Consider the following 17,254-nt stretch of genomic DNA (forward strand, 5'->3'; position numbering starts at 1 on the left):
CCCGGGAACTTCTCCCGGCATCCGTAGAGTTAGGGAATCAGGGGGCGCGTGCGCCCCTGCTCAAGTGCTGACGAATGACAGGAGCGTGCACCGTGGCGACTCGGCCCCCGGTGAGCCTGCCGAAGCTGTCCCGGCGGAGCCGGATCCTCCTCATCATCGCCGCGGTGATCGTGCTCGCGCTCCTGCTCGGGGCCCGCTTGCTCGACACGTACGTCGACTGGTTGTGGTTCGGTGAAGTCGGTGCCCGCTCGGTGTTCACCACCCAGGTGGTCACGAGGATCATCCTGTTCTTCGCAGTCGGGCTGCTCGTCGGCGGCGCGCTCGCGATCAGCCTGATGATCGCCTACCGGACGCGCCCGGTGTTCGTGCCGATCTCCGGCGCCGACGACCCGCTGGCCCGCTACCGGTCCGCGATCGTCGCCCGGATCCGGCTCTTCGGCGTCGGCATCCCGGTGCTCACCGGCCTCATCGCCGGCCTGTCCGCCCAGGGCGACTGGCAGGTCGTGCAGCTGTTCCTCAACGGCACCTCGTTCGGCCAGACCGACCCCGAGTTCGGCAACGACGTCGGCTTCTACGCCTTCGACCTGCCGTTCTACAACTGGCTGCTCGGCTGGCTGTTCATCACCGTCGTCATCTCCTTCTTCGGCGCCCTGATCTCGCACTACGTCTTCGGCGGCATCCGGCTGGCCGGCAAGGGCGGGCAGCTCGCCGGCCCGACGCGCGCGCAGCTGGCCATCACCGTCGGCATCTTCGTGCTCCTGAAGGCGGCCGAGTACTTCTTCGACCGGTACAACCTGCTGCTCTCCGACCGCGGCGCGCCGCTGTTCATCGGCGCCACCTACACCGACCTGAACGCGGTCCTGCCCGCCAAGCTGATCCTGCTGTGCATCTCGGTGATCTGCGCGATCGCGTTCTTCGCCGGTGCCTTCCTGCGGAACCTCCAGCTGCCGGCCATCGCGCTCGTGCTGCTGATCCTCTCGAGCATCCTCGTCGGCGTCGCGTGGCCCGCGATCCTCGACCAGTTCTCGGTCAAGCCGAACGCGAACGAGAAGGAAGCCACGTCCATCCAGCGCAACATGGACGCCACCCGCCGCGCTTTCGGCCTCACCGACGTCCAGTACCAGCCGTACACGGGCAATTCGTCGGCGACGCCGGACCAGCTCAAGGCCGACACCGGGACGATGTCCAACATCCGGCTGCTCGACCCGAACATCCTTTCCGACACGTTCACCCAGCGCGTCGGGCGTGAGAACTTCTACGGCTTCCCCGCGAAGCTCGACATCGACCGCTACACCGTCGGCGGCGTGACGCAGGACTACATCGTCGCGGCCAAGGAGATCAAGACCGAGGGCCTGACCGGCAACCAGACGAGCTGGATCAACAAGCACCTCGTCTACACCCACGGCAACGGCTTCGTCGCCGCGCCGGCCAACACGATCGACCGCGCGGTCAAGGACGCCAACTCCGACGGCGGCTACCCGATCGCCACCACGAGCGACACGCAGAACCCGTCGGGCGCGGGCTCGCCCGCCACGGGCCAGCCCGGCATCGAGGTCAAGGAACCGCGGATCTACTACGGCGAGCTGTCCGCCGCGGACTCCGACTACGCGATCGTCGGCGGCAACGGCGCGCCGGGGGAGTACGACACCGCCACCGACCGCTACAACTACAAGGGCACCGGCGGCGTCTCGGTCGACAACTGGTTCAACCGCCTGGCCTTCGCGGCCGAGTACGGCGAACGCAACATCCTGTTCTCCGACGCCATCGGCGACAACTCGAAGATCATGTACAACCGCGACCCGCGCGACCGCGTCAGCAAGGTCGCGCCGTGGCTGACCCTCGACGGCGACCCGTACCCCGCGGTCGTCGACGGCAAGATCCAGTGGATCATCGACGGCTACACGACGATCAACAACTTCCCGTACTCGCAGCAGACGCAGCTCGGCGCGGCGACCAACGACTCGCTCAACGGCGTCGCCCGGCAGGCGAACAGCTCGATCAACTACATCCGGAACTCGGTCAAGGCCACTGTCGACGCCTTCAACGGCACCGTGACGCTGTACTCGATCGACGACAAGGAACCGGTCCTCAACGCCTGGGAGAAGGTCTTCCCCGGGCTCGTGAAGCCGAGCTCCGAGATCTCGCCGGACCTGCGGTCGCACTTCCGCTACCCGGAGGACCTGTTCAAGATCCAGCGTGAGCTGCTGTCGCGCTACCACGTCAGCAACCCGCAGGAGTTCTACTCGCAGCAGGCGTTCTGGAGCGTCCCGCAGGACCCGACGGCCGAAGGCGGCTCCAACCCGGCCGCGGCCGGCGCGGCCAACCAGCCGGGCTACTACGTCCTCGCCGACACCCCGGGCCAGAGCAAGCCGACGTTCCAGCTGACCAGCTCGCTCACCGGTCTGCAGCGGCAGTACCTCGCGTCCTGGATGTCGGTGTCCTCCGATCCGAACGACTACGGGAAGATCCGCGTCCTCCAGCTACCGAGCGCGGCGACCGGAGCGACCCAGGTCGACGGTCCGGTGCAGGTGCAGAACCGGTTCCAGAGCGATCCACGGGTGGCGCAGGACCGGACGTTGTTCAACAACCCCAACGTCATCCCGATCTACGGCAACCTGATCACGTTGCCGGTGGCGCAGGGCTTCCTCTACGTCGAGCCCGTGTACATCCGGCAGCGCAACCAGAACAGCTATCCGCAGCTCGCGCGGGTACTGGTGTCGTACGGGCCGAAGGTCGGCTACGGCGCGACGCTGCAGGAAGCCCTCGACCAGATCTTCGGGGCGGGCACCGGCGAGGCGACGACCACGCCACCGCAGGCCGGCCAGCCCACGACCACGCCACCGACGACGACCCCGCCGGCCACGACGACGCCACCCAACTCGGGCGGCGGCAACGCGGCGCTCGACAAGGCCGTGACGGACATCCAGGCGGCGCTCGCGAAGCTGCGGGCGGCCCAGCAGTCCGGGAACTTCACGGACCAGGGTGCGGCTTTGGCGGCGCTCGACGCGGCGGCCAAGGAGTACGAGTCGGCCAAGACCGCGGCGCCGGGGACCAGCACTCCGCCGCCGAGTTCGCAGCCTGGAGGGTGACGTCGCTTACCTAGAGGGCACCTGCTTTGCACCTCCTGGAAACAGGGGCGTAAGGTAGGTGTCACGACGCGGGGTGGAGCAGCTCGGTAGCTCGCTGGGCTCATAACCCAGAGGTCGCAGGTTCAAATCCTGTCCCCGCTACGGATGTGGGAGGCGTGTGCTCGCGGAAAACGCGAGCCACGCCTCCTTCGCATTTCGCCCCTGGGGGTCGAACCTCCAGACCCCGCCAGGGGGGCTTCGCCGCCCCTGGACCCCCCTTCGCGCGGGCGCGTTTTCAGGCCAGCCAGCCGTCCGTGGATCCTGTCGTCGAGGCGATGTAACCGTCCGGGCGGACCAGCACCTTCGTCAGGTCGGGCCACGGCAGTTCCGGCACCTCCGCCACGACTACCTCCGGATGCGGCGCCGGCGCCGGGGTTTTCGTCAGCAGGACGAACTTTCCACTGTGGAACAAGTCGCTCGCGAAGCCGTTGCCCAGGGGGAAATCCGGGAGCCGGGCGCCCGCCGCCGGGTGGGATTCCTCCGGCGTGTAACGGATGTCCAGTCCCGAGACCATGCCCGACAGCTTGTGCTGCACCTCCGGGAGCGCCGCCAGGTCCCGGAACAACGCCCGCAGGGCCAGCTGGTCCGGCGTCAGGGGGATCAGCGCGTTCTGGGCCGCCACGTTCTGCAAGACCCCGGAAGCCACCGCGCGGCGTTCCGCCTCGTACGAATCCAGGAGCCCCGCCGGGGCGCGGCCGCGCAGGTCCGCCGCCAGCTTCCAGCCCAGGTTCACAGCGTCCTGGACACCCAGGTTCAGCCCCTGGCCGCCCGCGGGGAAGTGGACGTGTGCCGCGTCGCCGGCCAAGAACACCCGGCCCACCCGGTACTTCGCCGCGAGCCGGCTGTCGTCCGAGAAGCGGGACACCCAGCGGATCTCCTCGATCTCCACCTCGTCGCCGAAGCGTTCGCGGACCGCCGCGCGGACCTCCTCTTCCGGCACTTCGGCCCGGAGGTCGTCGGGGCGGTTCAGCCGGTCGCCGTAGCTCAGGCGGTACAGGTTCGGCTCGCCCAGCGGGATCAGGCCGATGAACTTGCCCGGGCTGAGCGACGTCACCATGTTCCCCATCGACCGCCACTGCGTCGGCGCGCCCGGCGGGGTCGTCCGGAACACGACGTCCGCCGAGACACCGTGGCCGCGGCCCTCGATCCCTTCGAACGGCAGCTGCAGCGCTTTGCGCACCGCGCTGCGGCCGCCGTCGCAGCCGACCAGGTACGCCGCCCGCGCGCGCAGGTCGCCCGCCGTGACCGTCACGCCGGCGGCGTCCTGCTCGAAGCCGGTCACCTCGTGGCCGCGGAGCACCTTCACGCCTTGCTCGGCCAGTCGCTCCTCCAGCGCCGCTTCTACCTGCGCCTGCGGGATGCCGAGCTGGTAGGGGTGGCGCGTGTCCCAGCCGGTGTAGGGCACCGGGATCACCGCGAAGTGTCCGTCCGCGACGGTCGCGAACGACCGCTGTTCCGCCCGGCCCAGCAGGCCCCGCAGGTCGAGCACCTCCGCCGTGCGCGGCTGCAGGTTCAGCGCCTTCGACAGACCCGTCCGCTCGTGCATCCGCTCGAGCACAGCGGTGTCCACTCCGGCCAGTGCCAGCTCGTTCGCCAGCATCAGCCCGGTCGGTCCCGCCCCGGCGACGACCACCTCCGCGGTCAGCTCGTTCATCCCCAGCTCCTTAACAACGTTAAATTGACCTGACCCGAGGATGCCCTTAACATCGTTAAACTGTCAAGCCGGGTACCCGAGGAGAACCGAAAACATGGCCCTGAACAGGCAGGACATCGCACGTTCGGGCCTGAAGCTGCTCAACGAGGTCGGCCTCAACGGCCTCACGCTGCGGTTGATCGCCGCGGATCTCGGCGTCAAGGCGCCGGCGCTGTACTGGCACCTGAAGAGCAAGCAGGAACTGCTCGACGAGATGGCGACGCAGATGTACGCCGATTCGGCCGAGGACCGGCGGCCGCCGGAGGGGCTGGGGGAGTGGGACGCCGTCGCGCACGGCGCGCGGGCGCTGCGGCGGATGATGCTGTCCTACCGCGACGGCGGCAAGGTTTTCGCGGGCACGTACCTCGGCGACACCGGATTGGCCGGGCCGAGCCCGCTGCGGCGCAGCATCGACGCCGGTGTGGACGAACGGCGGGCCGGGCAGGCGTTGTTCACCGTCTACAGCTACGTCGTCGGGTTCACCATCGAAGAGCAGGCGGTCTACCCCGTGCCGGGTCAGCTGGACGAGCGGTACCGCGGCGCCGAGGCCGGTGACCTGCTCGCCGACGTCGATGCGCGCTTCGAGGACGGCCTGGAGATGGTCCTCAGTGGAGCGCGCCAGTGGCTCGGCGGGGCGTAACGCCTGGTCAGCCGGTTGGAGGACCCCGGTGAAAACCCGGTGGCCACCCCGTGTAATCTATTCAAGTACCACAACGGCGCGGGGTGGAGCAGCTCGGTAGCTCGCTGGGCTCATAACCCAGAGGTCGCAGGTTCAAATCCTGTCCCCGCTACCACGAAGAGGCACGTTCTCGGAAATCCGGGAACGTGCCTCTTTTGTCATGCGCGCGCGGCTTTCACTGCCGACTTTTCCGCGAAACCGTCGAATGACTGCGGATCCCACGATGTGAACCCCGTTTCCGGGTGGTTGCGGTGCGTGTCCGGAGTGCGCCAAGCCGGGGAAAGCGCCCTGCCGAACTCACCTGCCTGGCGGCGTCGGCGGGGCTCGCGTGCGGCTGGTTGGACCAAAGTTCCGCCCCCGGTGGTTGCACAGCGTGTCCGCGGTCCACAGTGGACCTGGTCGCATTGGGCCGAACGAGGGGATCTCACTAGCCACAATGGACAGATCCGCTGACCACTGTGGACACAGCGGCCGATAAGTGGGAATCTAGGGGACGTGTCCGAATTGAATGCAACAGCCGCCGCCCTGCTCGGTCTGCTCCACGACGGTCCCGCCACGGGCGGGCAGCTCGTCGCCGGAGCCGGTGAGCGTTTCGGCGCCTTCTTCAGCGTCACCCGCAGTCAGGTGTACCGGGAGCTCCCGGCGCTGTCCAAGGAAGGCCTCGTCCGGCTCGGCAAGCAGGGCCCGCGCTCCAGCCAGCAGTACCTGATCACGGCCGCCGGCAAGAAGGCCTTCAAGGCCTGGCTGACGTCCGAGGCCGGCCCCGACCACCTGCGCAGCCCGCTCATCCTGCGGCTCGTGCACGCGGGGTCGCTGACCGCGAAGCAGCGCCAGTCGCTGCTCGAGTCGGCCCGGACGAGCTACAGCCAGCAGCTCGACGACGCGAAGGCGGCCACCAAGGCGGCCGACGGGCCGTACGAAAAGGCTGTCGGCGAGTTCGCCCAGGCTCAGGCCAAGGCCGCGCTGAAGCTGCTCGACGCCATCCCCGCGGCCTGAGGTTCGCGCGCCCACGACCGGTCCTCGCAACCGGTCGTGGGTTTTGCCGTAACCTTGACAAACGTGAGTGATGAGTTCGACGCGGCACTGAGGGACCTGACCGGCAAGCTGACGCAGATCGAGTCGGTGATGGACCTGGACGCGCTGCGTGCCCAGGTGGCCGACCTGGAACAGCAGGCTTCGAGCCCGAACCTCTGGGACGACCCGGAGGCGGCGCAGAAGGTCACCAGCCAGCTGTCCCACCGGCAGGGCGAGCTGCGCCGGGTCTCCGACCTGCGCCAGCGGCTCGACGACCTCGGCGTGCTGTACGAGCTCGCCGAGGCCGAAGGTGACTCCGGCAGCATGGGCGAGGCCGAGACCGAGCTCGCCGACCTCGGCAAGGCCATCGACGGCCTCGAGGTCCGCACCCTGCTCTCGGGCGAGTACGACGACCGCAACGCCGTCGTCACCATCCGCTCCGAGGCCGGCGGCGTCGACGCGGCCGACTTCGCCGAGATGCTGCTGCGCATGTACCTGCGCTGGGCCGAGCGCCACGGCTACCCGACCGACGTCTACGACATCTCCTACGCCGAAGAGGCGGGCATCAAGTCGGCGACGTTCAAGGTGACCGCCCCCTACGTCTACGGCACCCTCTCGGTCGAGCAGGGCACCCACCGGCTCGTCCGGATCTCGCCGTTCGACAACCAGAGCCGCCGCCAGACGTCGTTCGCGCACGTCGAGGTGCTGCCCGAGGTCGAAGAGGTCGACCACGTCGACATCGCGGAGAAGGACATCCGGGTCGACGTCTACCGCTCGTCGGGTCCCGGGGGCCAGAGCGTCAACACGACCGACTCCGCGGTGCGCATCACACACCTGCCGACCGGCATCGTCGTCTCCTGCCAGAACGAGAAGTCGCAGCTGCAGAACAAGGCGGCCGCGCTGAAGGTCCTCCAGGCGCGGCTGATGCTGCGCAAGAAGGAAGAGGAGCGCGCCGAGATGGACGCCCTCAAGGACGGCGGGTCCAGCTGGGGCAACCAGATGCGCTCCTACGTGCTGCACCCGTACCAGATGGTGAAGGACCTGCGGACCGACTACGAGGTCGGCAACCCGTCGGCGGTGCTCGACGGCGAGATCGACGGGTTCCTCGACGCCGGCATCCGGTGGCGGAAGCAGACTGCGGTCGCCTGATCGGCGCAAGGGGTAGGCGGACGACCGCTCACCGTACGCAAACGCCCCTTGCTCCACCCGGGTGGACCGGGCAACCGGGGCTTCACGAGACCGGTGGGTAGTATGCCGAATCGTGATCCGGCTCGAAGAGGTTTCCAAGGTCTACAAGACCTCGACGCGGCCCGCGCTCGAGCGGGTGTCCGTCAACATCGACAAGGGTGAGTTCGTCTTCCTCATCGGTCCCTCGGGATCGGGGAAGTCGACCTTCCTCCGGCTGCTGCTGCGCGAAGAGACGCCCAGCAAGGGCCGTGTGATGGTGTCCAACTTCGACGTCGCCAAGCTGGCCCGCCGCCGGGTCCCCCGCCTGCGGCAGACCATCGGCTGCGTCTTCCAGGACTTCCGCCTGCTGGCCAACAAGACCGTCGCGGAGAACGTCGCGTTCGCCCTCGAGGTCATCGGCAAGCCCGCCCCGACCATCAAGAAGGTCGTCCCCGAGGTGCTCGAGCTCGTCGGCCTCGACGGCAAGGCGGACCGGCTGCCCAACGAGCTCTCCGGTGGTGAGCAGCAGCGCGTCGCGATCGCGCGCGCGTTCGTGAACCGGCCGCTGGTGCTGCTCGCCGACGAACCGACCGGGAACCTGGACCCCGACACCAGCCAGGACATCATGCTGCTGCTGGAGCGGATCAACCGCACCGGCACGACCGTCCTGATGGCGACCCACGATCACTCCATCGTGGACTCCATGCGGCGCCGCGTCGTCGAGCTCCAGCTCGGCCGGGTGATCCGCGACGACGCCCGCGGCGTCTACGGCATCGGTCGCTGACCTTCCCGCCCCAGCCCCCGACATCAAGGACCTGACCCCGACATGCGCGCCAGTTTCGTCTTCAGTGAGGTAATCACCGGCCTGCGCCGGAACGTCACGATGACCATCGCGATGATCCTGACCACGGCCGTGTCGCTCGCCATGCTCGGCGGCGGCCTCCTCGCCGTGCGCACGATCGACAAGATGAAGTCCAACTTCCTCGCCGACGTCGAGGTTTCGGTCTACCTCACCGACGACATCAGCGCGACGGACAAGACCTGCACCCAGTCGCTGTGCCAGTCGCTGCGTTCGTCGCTGCAGAGCAACGACGGCGTCGAGTCGGTCGTGTTCGAGAACCGCGACCAGGCCTTCGACCGGTTCAAGAAGATCTTCGAGAGCCAGCCGGAGCTCATCCAGCTGACCGGCCCGGAGTCGCTGCCCGCGTCGCTGCACGTGAAGCTGAAGGACCCGGACCGCAGTGAGTCGATCGTCCAGGAGTACGGCAGCAAGCCGGGCGTCCGGAAGGTCGACGACCAGAAGAAGTTCCTCGACCGCGTCTTCAACGCCTTCAACGGTGTGCGGAACATGGCGTTCGGCGCCGCGCTCATCATGGCGATCGCCGCGCTGCTGCTGATCGCGAACACGATCCAGGTGTCCGCGTTCACGCGGCGCACCGAGGTCGGCATCATGCGGCTGGTCGGCGCGACGCGGTGGTACACGCAGCTGCCGTTCCTCCTGGAGGCGGTGGTCGCCGGCGTATTCGGTGCGGTCATCGGGATCATCATGCTGATCATCACGAAGGCCGGCTTCCTCGATTCGGTGTTCACCGGGGACGTGTTCCCGAAGATCACCACGCTGGAGCTGCTGTTCCCGGTCGCGCCGATCCTGCTCGGGGTGTCCGTGGTGATCTCCGCCATCACCGGTTACGTCACGCTGCGCCTGTACGTGCGGCACTAGTCGTTTAACCAGCTGCTGGTGGTTTCCGGAATCACGTAGAGTGGTCGTATGCCCAAGGAACGTGGCCAGAAGGTGATCGTGTCGAACCGCAAGGCGCGGCACGATTACTCCATCCTCGACACCTACGAGTGCGGTCTCGTGCTCGTCGGCACCGAGGTGAAGAGCCTGCGCGAGGGCAAGGCGTCCCTCGCGGACGCGTTCGCGACGGTCGACGACGGCGAAGTGTGGCTGCGCAACGTGCACATCCCGGAGTACACCCAGGGCACGTGGACCAACCACACGCCGCGGCGGACCCGGAAGCTGCTGCTGCACCGGCGCGAGATCGAGAAGCTGATCGGCAAGACCAAGGAGAGCGGGCTCTCCCTGGTCCCGCTGTCGATGTACTTCAAGGACGGCAAGGTCAAGGTCGAGATCGCGCTGGCCCAGGGCAAGAAGGCCTACGACAAGCGGCAGGCGCTCGCCAAGCGCGACGCGGACCGCGACATCAGGAAGGCCATGGGCCGCGCGCTGAAGGGCCGGTTCACGGAGTGACGCCGGGCCCGGCCTCCGACAGCGATGTCGCGCGCTGGACGGCGTCACTCGGCCTGCCCGGCCTGGTCGACCTGCACGTCCACTTCCTGCCGAAACCGGTGATGGACAAGGTCTGGGCGTACTTCGACCGGGCCTCGACGCACTACGGCACCGACTGGCCGGTGTTCTACCGGACGTCCGAAGAGGACAGGCTGGCGACGCTGCGTTCGCTGGGCGTGACGCGGTTCGCGCCGCTGGTCTACCCGCACAAGCCGGGGATGGCCGAGTGGCTGACGGACTGGGCGCTGGAGTTCGCTTCGCGGGTTCCGGACGCGGTGCCGACCGGGACGTTCTACCCCGAACCCGGCGCCGGGTCCGCTGTGGACGGTGCGCTGCGCGCCGGCGCCCGGGTGTTCAAGGCGCACGTGCAGGTGGGTGCGTACGACCCGCGTGACGAGCTGCTGAAGCCGGTGTGGGGCGCGCTGGCCGACGCCGGCGTGCCCGTCGTCGTCCACTGTGGACACGGTCCGTTGCGGGGCGACTTCACCGGGTTGTCGGTGTTCGAAGAGGTCCTCGCCGCGCACCCGGACCTGACGGCGGTGCTCGCGCACGCGGCGATGCCGGAGTTCGGGACGGCGTTCGAGCTGCTCGAGAAGTACCCGCGGGTGCACCTGGACACGACGATGGTCGGCGTCCCGTTCGCGGAGCGGATGTCACCGCTGCCACCGGACTGGACCGCGCGGCTGGCGGAGTTCGCCGACCGGGTCGTGCTCGGCACGGACTTCCCGAACATCCCGTACTCGTACGCGACGCAGCTGCAGGCGATCGCCGGCTGGGCGGCCGACGATCGCCTGGGGGAGCCGTTCCTGCGGGCCGTCCTGCACGACACCCCGCTGCGCCTGCTCAACGCTTGACGACCGCCCCCTCGCTCACGACGACCGCGCGGCCCAGCAGGTCGACCACCGGCACGGGCTTGCTCGCCAGCAGGAAACCGGCCGTCGCCAGGACCACCCACGGCACCGGGCCGTGCGCGAAGCCGTCCGACAGCGGCGCGAAACCGTGGGCGGCCAGGCCGAGCAGGCCACCGGAGATCATCAGCCCGGCGACGACGAGCTGCGGCACCCGCGCGGTGACGCCGGCGGTGTCGCGCTGCATCTCGAAGTGCGCGAACAGCCGCAGCAGGCCCAGCAGCACCATGCCGCACACGGCGAACCACGCGGGCGCCATGACGAGCCAGAGCAGCGTGCCGGGTTCGGGCGTTTCGTAGCCGAGGCCGTAGACGGTCACGCCCGCGACGACGATCAGTGCCGGCATGTGCCAGAGGTAGACGCTCATGAACCGAGCGCCGAGCCAGCTGAGCGCGGTGCCGACGCCGGGACGCTCGGCGAGGGCGTTGAGCTGCGGGCGGAAGGCGAGGAGCAGGCCGATCTGGCCGACGGCGAGGAAGGCGAGCAGTACGGTGGGCGGGCTCATGTTCGACACCGGCGCGCCGGGCATGCCGATCATGCTGGCCGGGTACGGGCCGAAGGCGACCATCAGCGCGGTGACGCCGAAACCGGCGGCGGACAGCGAAAGGGCGGCGCGGCGGGTGAGCGTGCCGAGGCGGCCGTCGACGTAGTGGAAGCCGAGCTGGTGGACGGCGACCCAGACGAAGATCGCGTTGGCGTAACCGATGTAGCCGAGGTCGTTGAAGCGGGCGACGTCGACGAGAACGCCGGCGACCCCCATGACGAGCGGGACCTTGAGGCCCCAGCGCCGGTGCGCGGCGACCATCAGCGGTGTGAGGAGCACGACCAGGACGTAGACGGCGAGGAACCACAGCAGCTGCGCGGCGATCGCGCTGCCGACCTGCAGCGGCTGGGCGGGGACGCCGAGGCCGCGCAGGAAGTCCGGCATGACGAGCCAGACGGCCATCAGCGGCAGCACGGGCAGCATCAGGCGCTTGAGCCGCGCGCCGAGCCAGGTCCGCGTCGATGGCGCGCGGCGGAAGGAGATCAGGTTGGCCGCGCCGCCGGCGAAGAAGACGAGCGGCATGACCTGGGACAGCCAGGTGACGACCCACCAACCGGGCGTCGCGAGCGCGTTGCCCGTGGCGAGGTGGCCGTCGGAGTAGGAGAGCACCGGCATGATCCAGTGCTGGCCGATGACGGCGAGGATGGCCCCCGCCCGGACGACGTCGAGGAAGCGGTCCCGGCTCGTTTGCATGCTGTCGAGCTTGGCGGCTCCGGGCCGCCGGAACAGCGGTGCTGACCCGCGTCTTGGGGGTCCTGCTGACCCCAGGGGGCTACGGGGGTTCTCCCTACCTCAAGCCGTCGGGCTCGGGTTCGTGCTGCGTCGCGGCGACGCGGTACTCCCAGCCGTTCTCGGTGAGGCCGAGCTCGTAGCGGGTCTCGATCTTCGGGCCACCGTGCAGGTGGATGTGCCGGATGACGGTGCCGGGCACGGGTTCGGCGTCCCCGAGCTCCTGGACGCGGCCGTCGAGCGGGCCGCCGAAGAAGCGGACGCAGCGGGTCTCGTCGGTCATCTGCGCGCTCCTTCCCGACGGGTCCGCTCATGGTAGGTGAGTGACCAGCTGACCACCAAGAGCCACTGACCAGCCGAAACCCAGAAGAACCAGCCCCATCGCACGAACGCGATCCGCGAGGGTTCGGCACCCACCCACAGCCACCAACATACCGGCTCGACGCTGGACGTCCTCTGCTTGCTGTTTGCTTCGATAGTTCATTATGTGATGAATTCTCGCCTGGGCGCTGTCCTCAACGACGCTCGGGGAAAGCCGATGCCGCGGCCCGCCGAGCAGGCTGGAGCAGGTGTTCGCGGGAGATGTACTTGGACGGGTGGTCGTACTGGTTGGCGCGGACCAACGAGACGCGCATTGATGTGAGAGCGCTGGTCGCTCCGACGCATCACACAGTTCATCACCCGTTCGGGCGGTGCCGGTGATGATCTTGGGTCGCTAAGTTCAAGGTGTCACAGGGGAGGTGGCGTAGGTGAATAGTCCTATTTTTCGTGGTGTTTCTCGACCGAGACTGTGCGCGCGGCGCCGGTCATCCAGTCCTGAGCTCGCTCGAGGCGACGACTTTCCCTCGATCGCTCGGTAACGTCCTGCGGCTCCGCAACTCGTGCAGCGGCTGCTGTCCCTCAGGAGCCTGAAGCTCTTTGCGTTCTCGCAGCTGCTGGCGGCTGAGTCCTGCTGGTGCGTCGATCGCCGAGCTGGTGCAGGCAGCCCTCGCAGCGATATCCAGGTTCGTGTGGGCATCCGGGTTTTGGGATTGGATCGTGTTGATCGCTGTTGTTGTCGCGGAAAGTCATGAGCTCACTCGCGCCGGGATGCGCGCCGTCCTGGAGCAGTCTCGTCGGTGCCGGCTGGTCGGTGAAGCCGCTGATGTCGCCGGCTTGCGGATGGTGTTGCGCGGGATCGACCCGCAGGTCGTGCTGCTGGATGCGACGTTTCTGCGCCGCCTCGGTGTCGGCCTGGTTGACCAGGTGCTCGGTGGGTATCGGCGTGCGCGCCCTCGCATAGTCGTGACCTCGGCGCCGGGTGACGAGGACCTGGTCTTGGAAGCTGTACGCGCGGGCGCGGCTGGTTCAGTGTCGAAAGGAGCCACGACCCGTGTACTGATCGAGGAGATCGTTCAGGTCGCGGGAGGGAAACTGCGGTTGCCGCAGTGGGCGGTGCGGCGTTTGGTTGCGGCACACCGCAGAGGTTTGCTGCCGATCGGCGAGCCTGCGCCGGTGCTGGCGAGATTGACGCGCCGGGAATCGGAGGTCGTGCGGCTTGTCGCCGCCGGGCGCAGCAATGCCGATATCGCCCGGGCCTTCGTGGTGAGCGAGTCGACGGTGAAGACCCATCTCCATCGGGCGATGCGCAAGCTCGAGGTGTCCAGTCGAAGCGACATGGTCATTTTCGCCTACCGCAACGGTATCGCGTGGCCATCGGGACCCGGTGATTGAACTTGTTCGAGGGAGCCGCGGAGCCCGATCGGGTTCCGCGGCTCCCTCAGTCAGACGCCGACCTGCTCAGATCACGGAATGCACGGTCCCTGAAGCGGGGTGGCGGAGATGCTCTCCAGGGCGGCGTTGCCGACGGTGACGACCGCGCCCTTGGCGATGCACAGGGTGTTGGACCACTGCGAGCCGTGGAGCGGGACGTGCTGGAACCGCACGAGTGCCGGCGAGTTGCCGCAGTTGGTGTAGGCCCAGTGCAGGACGCCCTGGGACAGGCCGCAGTCCTGGACGCCGGCCGGGGAGCTGGTCTGGGCGTTGGCGACTGCCGGGCCGGCGAGGCCGAGCACACCGGCGGCGGCGATGCCGATGATGGCGGCGGCACCTGCGGACTTGAGCGTGGAAATCACGTTGCGCCTTTCGTTCGATGAACGGCGGGATCGCCGTTTTCCGTTGTGGCAGAACGAAAATCTAAAGATCTTCGGGCGCGGAATCGTCCGCTCGACGCAGTGGAAAACCGGTCAACTTCCGCAGCAGAGTGATTGACACACGCCGCTTTCCCGGGCCGCTCGGCTTCGCAGACGCTCGTCTATGATCTTGAGGCTGACCGGCGGCAACGAGGGCCGAACGCAAAGTCGAGGGGTTTGTGGTGCGGCGAGAACGACTGGACGGTGCGGCGCGCTCAGCGCCTGACGACAACGACGCCGTACAACCCTCAGCGGGTGGTGGACGACGGTCGCGTGCGAGCGCCGTGGGCGGGCTGGGCCTGACCGTTCTCGCGACCTCCGCGATGGGCTACGTGCTGCTTCTCCTGGCAGGCAAGCACCTCAGCGCGGTCGACAACGCGGTGTTCCTCGGGTTCTGGGGACTGCTGATGGGTGTGGGCAGCGCTTTGTCGCCGGTGGAACAAGAGTTGTCACGACAGACGGCTGTTGCCGCCGCCCGGGGGCGCAAGCCCGACTTGAGCGCGGCCCGGACCTTCGCCGTGACTCAAACCGTCGCGGTCGTGGCGGCCGCGGCGCTCGCGGCGCCGGCGGTCAACGCGCAGCTGTTCGACCAGCATCGGGAGCTGGCACTGGTCGCCGTGTGCGGGATCGTGGCGTTCCCCGCGTTGTACGCGATGCGAGGGCTGTTCATCGGAGCCGGGCAGAACGGCAGCTACTCGGCGATCCTGCTCGCCGAGGCAGGAGCTCGGCTGGTGCTCTTCGTCGGGCTGGTCGTCGCCGGGGTGAGCGGGTTGACTTGGCTGGCCGTCGCGGTGGCGGTCGGCTCGTGCGCGTGGCTGCCGTTCACCCTCCGGGCTCGCGGCTTGGTCGAGCCGAGCCCGTCGAGTGAGTCCTGGGGCGTGTTGTGGCGGCGCATGCTGGGCCTGATCGTCAGTTCGGCGCTGACCGCGAGCGTCCTGACCGGCTACCCGGCGGTGGTCAAGTTCGTCGCACCCCGCGGCAGCGAAGACGCTCTGGGCGGGTTGTTTCTGGCGGTGTCCCTGCTGAGGTCACCTCTGCTGCTGGTGCTCGCCCCGATCCAGACCCTGGCGGTCCCGACGGTCGTGCGGGTGCTGCACCAGCCCGACGGGCTGCGCCGGTTGCGGCGTTTCGCGGCCCTCGGCGCGGTCGGCACGCTGGTTGTCGGTCTCGTCGTGGGTGCGGTGGCGTACGTGGCAGGCCCGTGGGTGTTCCACCTGCTGTACAAGGACAAGTTCACGGTGTCGGCGTGGACGATGGCCGGGCTGGGCTGGTCCGGGATCGCTTTGGCGGCCACGATGCTGACCGTGGCGGTGCTGGTCGCACGGAAGCAGACCGGCCGGGTCGTGACGGTGTGGGCGGTCGTAGCGGGCCTGAGCTTGCTGGTGCTGCTGGCTTCGCCTGGTGGGATCCTGTTCCGCGCGGTGCTGGGCGCGACCGTCGCCCCGACCGTTGGCCTGCTGGTCGCGCTTGTGCTGGTGGTCGCAGCCCGCGATAGCGCCACTTCGGGTGAATCGCCGCACTGAGCACGACGTGCTGTCATGGCATCGGGAACCGCCGAGGAGACCCTCACCGCCCAGGTGACTCTGAGTCCACCGTCCGTGGATAGTGTTTTCGTTCGTGACCGAACCCGCCTACGTGACCGACACCAGGACCGCGTACGACACGGTCGCCGATGCCTACGCCGAGGCAGCTCGGGACGCGCTGGCCACCAGCCCGTGGGACCGGGCGATGCTGGGCACGTTCGCCGAGCTGCTGGGCGAGACCGGCCCGGTCGCCGACCTGGGCTGCGGCCCGGGTCAGGTGACGGGCCACCTGGCTTCCCTGGGCCTGGACGTGTTCGGCGTTGACCTGTCCCCGGGCATGGTCTCCGTGGCCCGCGCGGCGTACCCGGAGCTGCGGTTCGAGGTCGGTTCGATGACCGCGTTGGAGCTGGAAGACGGCTCCCTGGCAGGCGCGCTGGCGTGGTACTCGCTGATCCACACTCCTCCGGAGCGGCTGCCCGCGCTGGTGGCGGAACTGGCCCGGGTCCTGGCTCCGGGTGGCCGCCTGCTGACGGCGTTCCAGGTGGGCGACGAGCGTCGGCACATCTCCCAGGGCTACGGCCACGAAGTCTCCTTCGACGCGTACCGCCTGCAGCCGGACTTCGTGGTGGACCTGTTCGCGGCCGCCGGCCTGACGTTGGAAGCGCGCTTGGTTCGGGAGCCGCGGGAGCCGGAGAAGGTGCCTCAGGCGTACTTGCTGGGCCGAAAGCCCGCTCAGCGGCCCAGGTAGGTCAGCACCGCGCGGACGCGGCGGTGTTCCTCCGCGCTCGCTTCGAGGCCGAGCTTCGAGAAGATGTTGCCGATGTGCTTCTCCACCGCGCCGTGCGAAACGACCAGGGAGTTCGCGATCGCCGTGTTCGACAGACCCTGCGCCATCAGGCCCAGCACCTCGGACTCGCGCGCCGTCAACGCGTCCAGCGGGTTGCGGCGGCCTCGGGCCATCAGCTGGGCGATCACGTCCGGGTCGATCGCCGTGCCGCCGTTCGCCACGCGGCGGACCGCGTCCAGGAACTCGTCGACGTCCGCCACCCGCTCCTTCAGCAGGTAGCCGACCCCGCCGGCGCCGCCCGAGAGCAGCTCCACCGCGTACGACTCCTCGACGTACTGCGACAGCACCAGCACCGGCAGCCCCGGGATCTCCTTGCGGGCCGCCAGGGCCGCGCGTAGGCCCTCGTCGGTGAACGTCGGGGGCATCCGGACGTCGACGATGGCCAAGTCGGGTCGGTGTTCTTTGATCGCGCCGAGCAGGTCGTCCCCGTTGTCGACGGCCGCGGCCGTCTCGATGCCCTCGTCGGCGAGCAGGCGGGTCACCCCGGCCCGCAACAGCACGGCGTCTTCGGCGATGACTACCCGCATCCGGCCCCCAAGCTCGTGGATGAACGGGGTCCAG

General features: G+C 68.6%; 16 protein-coding genes and 2 tRNA genes. 13 read left to right on the forward strand and 5 right to left on the reverse strand.

Translation table 11 applies throughout. The features are described 5' to 3' along the window. Positions 1 to 74 precede the first annotated feature (74 nt). Both ACIRSS_RS33720 and ACIRSS_RS33725 read left to right on the forward strand, forming a co-directional pair. Positions 75 to 3,089 (forward strand): UPF0182 family protein, encoded by a 3,015-nt coding sequence (locus ACIRSS_RS33720; protein WP_400902033.1) that lies wholly within the window; start codon positions 75 to 77, stop codon positions 3,087 to 3,089. Positions 3,090 to 3,156: 67 nt separating this feature from the next. Continuing rightward, a tRNA-Met gene (locus tag ACIRSS_RS33725) sits at positions 3,157 to 3,230 on the forward strand. A gap of 133 nt (positions 3,231 to 3,363) precedes the next feature. Here ACIRSS_RS33725 and ACIRSS_RS33730 read toward each other — a convergent pair. Further along, on the reverse strand, positions 3,364 to 4,782 hold the full coding sequence (locus ACIRSS_RS33730; protein ID WP_400902035.1) for an FAD-dependent monooxygenase: 1,419 nt from the start codon (positions 4,780 to 4,782) through the stop codon (positions 3,364 to 3,366). 94 nt (positions 4,783 to 4,876) lie between these two features. Between ACIRSS_RS33730 and ACIRSS_RS33735 the strand changes: the two genes are divergently transcribed. The 8 genes from ACIRSS_RS33735 to ACIRSS_RS33770 all read left to right on the forward strand — a co-directional run bounded on the left by ACIRSS_RS33735 (position 4,877) and on the right by ACIRSS_RS33770 (position 10,825). Next, positions 4,877 to 5,461, forward strand: a complete 585-nt coding sequence (locus tag ACIRSS_RS33735) for a TetR/AcrR family transcriptional regulator C-terminal domain-containing protein (RefSeq protein WP_400902037.1) — start codon at positions 4,877 to 4,879, stop codon at positions 5,459 to 5,461. Positions 5,462 to 5,538: 77 nt separating this feature from the next. Further along, a tRNA-Met gene (locus tag ACIRSS_RS33740) sits at positions 5,539 to 5,615 on the forward strand. Between the two features lie 380 nt (positions 5,616 to 5,995). After that, on the forward strand, positions 5,996 to 6,496 hold the full coding sequence (locus ACIRSS_RS33745) for a PadR family transcriptional regulator (protein WP_400902039.1): 501 nt from the start codon (positions 5,996 to 5,998) through the stop codon (positions 6,494 to 6,496). 63 nt (positions 6,497 to 6,559) lie between these two features. Then, positions 6,560 to 7,663 (forward strand): peptide chain release factor 2, encoded by a 1,104-nt coding sequence (gene prfB / locus ACIRSS_RS33750; protein ID WP_400902041.1) that lies wholly within the window; start codon positions 6,560 to 6,562, stop codon positions 7,661 to 7,663. 112 nt (positions 7,664 to 7,775) lie between these two features. After that, a complete protein-coding gene (gene ftsE, locus ACIRSS_RS33755; RefSeq protein WP_086683549.1) occupies positions 7,776 to 8,465 on the forward strand; it encodes a cell division ATP-binding protein FtsE in 690 nt (229 codons plus the stop codon). 42 nt (positions 8,466 to 8,507) lie between these two features. Next, on the forward strand, positions 8,508 to 9,401 hold the full coding sequence (gene ftsX / locus ACIRSS_RS33760) for a permease-like cell division protein FtsX (protein WP_400902043.1): 894 nt from the start codon (positions 8,508 to 8,510) through the stop codon (positions 9,399 to 9,401). A gap of 48 nt (positions 9,402 to 9,449) precedes the next feature. Then, positions 9,450 to 9,932 (forward strand): SsrA-binding protein SmpB, encoded by a 483-nt coding sequence (gene smpB, locus ACIRSS_RS33765; RefSeq protein WP_086683555.1) that lies wholly within the window; start codon positions 9,450 to 9,452, stop codon positions 9,930 to 9,932. Further along, entirely contained in the window at positions 9,929 to 10,825 is an 897-nt protein-coding gene (locus ACIRSS_RS33770; RefSeq protein WP_400902046.1) for an amidohydrolase family protein, read from the forward strand. The genes smpB and ACIRSS_RS33770 overlap by 4 nt, the downstream gene beginning before the upstream one ends. On the opposite strand, the gene ACIRSS_RS33775 is transcribed toward ACIRSS_RS33770, so the two are convergent. Together ACIRSS_RS33775 and ACIRSS_RS33780 are read right to left on the reverse strand one after the other, a co-directional pair. Continuing rightward, entirely contained in the window at positions 10,815 to 12,116 is a 1,302-nt protein-coding gene (locus ACIRSS_RS33775) for an acyltransferase (protein ID WP_400902048.1), read from the reverse strand. The genes ACIRSS_RS33770 and ACIRSS_RS33775 overlap by 11 nt on opposite strands. A 94-nt stretch (positions 12,117 to 12,210) precedes the next feature. After that, positions 12,211 to 12,435, reverse strand: coding sequence for a hypothetical protein (locus ACIRSS_RS33780; RefSeq protein ID WP_400902050.1), 225 nt, complete (start codon positions 12,433 to 12,435; stop codon positions 12,211 to 12,213). Positions 12,436 to 13,190: 755 nt separating this feature from the next. On the opposite strand from ACIRSS_RS33780, the gene ACIRSS_RS33785 reads away from it, so the two are divergent. Then, positions 13,191 to 13,865: a LuxR C-terminal-related transcriptional regulator gene (locus tag ACIRSS_RS33785; protein WP_400902053.1), complete on the forward strand. Its 675-nt coding sequence runs from the start codon at positions 13,191 to 13,193 to the stop codon at positions 13,863 to 13,865. Between the two features lie 71 nt (positions 13,866 to 13,936). Here the strand turns inward: ACIRSS_RS33785 and ACIRSS_RS33790 are convergent, their stop codons facing one another. Continuing rightward, entirely contained in the window at positions 13,937 to 14,266 is a 330-nt protein-coding gene (locus ACIRSS_RS33790; protein ID WP_400902056.1) for a hypothetical protein, read from the reverse strand. A 341-nt stretch (positions 14,267 to 14,607) separates the two neighbouring features. Here ACIRSS_RS33790 and ACIRSS_RS33795 point away from each other — a divergent pair, with 341 nt between their 5' ends. Further along, the gene (locus tag ACIRSS_RS33795; RefSeq protein WP_400902058.1) at positions 14,608 to 15,846 is read left to right on the forward strand and encodes a hypothetical protein; all 1,239 of its coding nucleotides are present in this window, start codon (positions 14,608 to 14,610) and stop codon (positions 15,844 to 15,846) included. Positions 15,847 to 15,940: 94 nt separating this feature from the next. After that, positions 15,941 to 16,594 carry a class I SAM-dependent DNA methyltransferase gene (locus ACIRSS_RS33800; RefSeq protein ID WP_400902060.1) on the forward strand — a complete coding sequence of 218 codons (654 nt, stop codon included), beginning with the start codon at positions 15,941 to 15,943 and terminating at the stop codon, positions 16,592 to 16,594. Here ACIRSS_RS33800 and ACIRSS_RS33805 read toward each other — a convergent pair. After that, a complete protein-coding gene (locus tag ACIRSS_RS33805) occupies positions 16,579 to 17,220 on the reverse strand; it encodes a response regulator transcription factor (protein WP_155544593.1) in 642 nt (213 codons plus the stop codon). The two genes, ACIRSS_RS33800 and ACIRSS_RS33805, sit on opposite strands and share 16 nt — an antisense overlap. Positions 17,221 to 17,254 lie beyond the last annotated feature (34 nt).

This window comes from Amycolatopsis sp. NPDC101161 (assembly GCF_044768185.1).
Lineage (GTDB): Bacteria > Actinomycetota > Actinomycetes > Mycobacteriales > Pseudonocardiaceae > Amycolatopsis.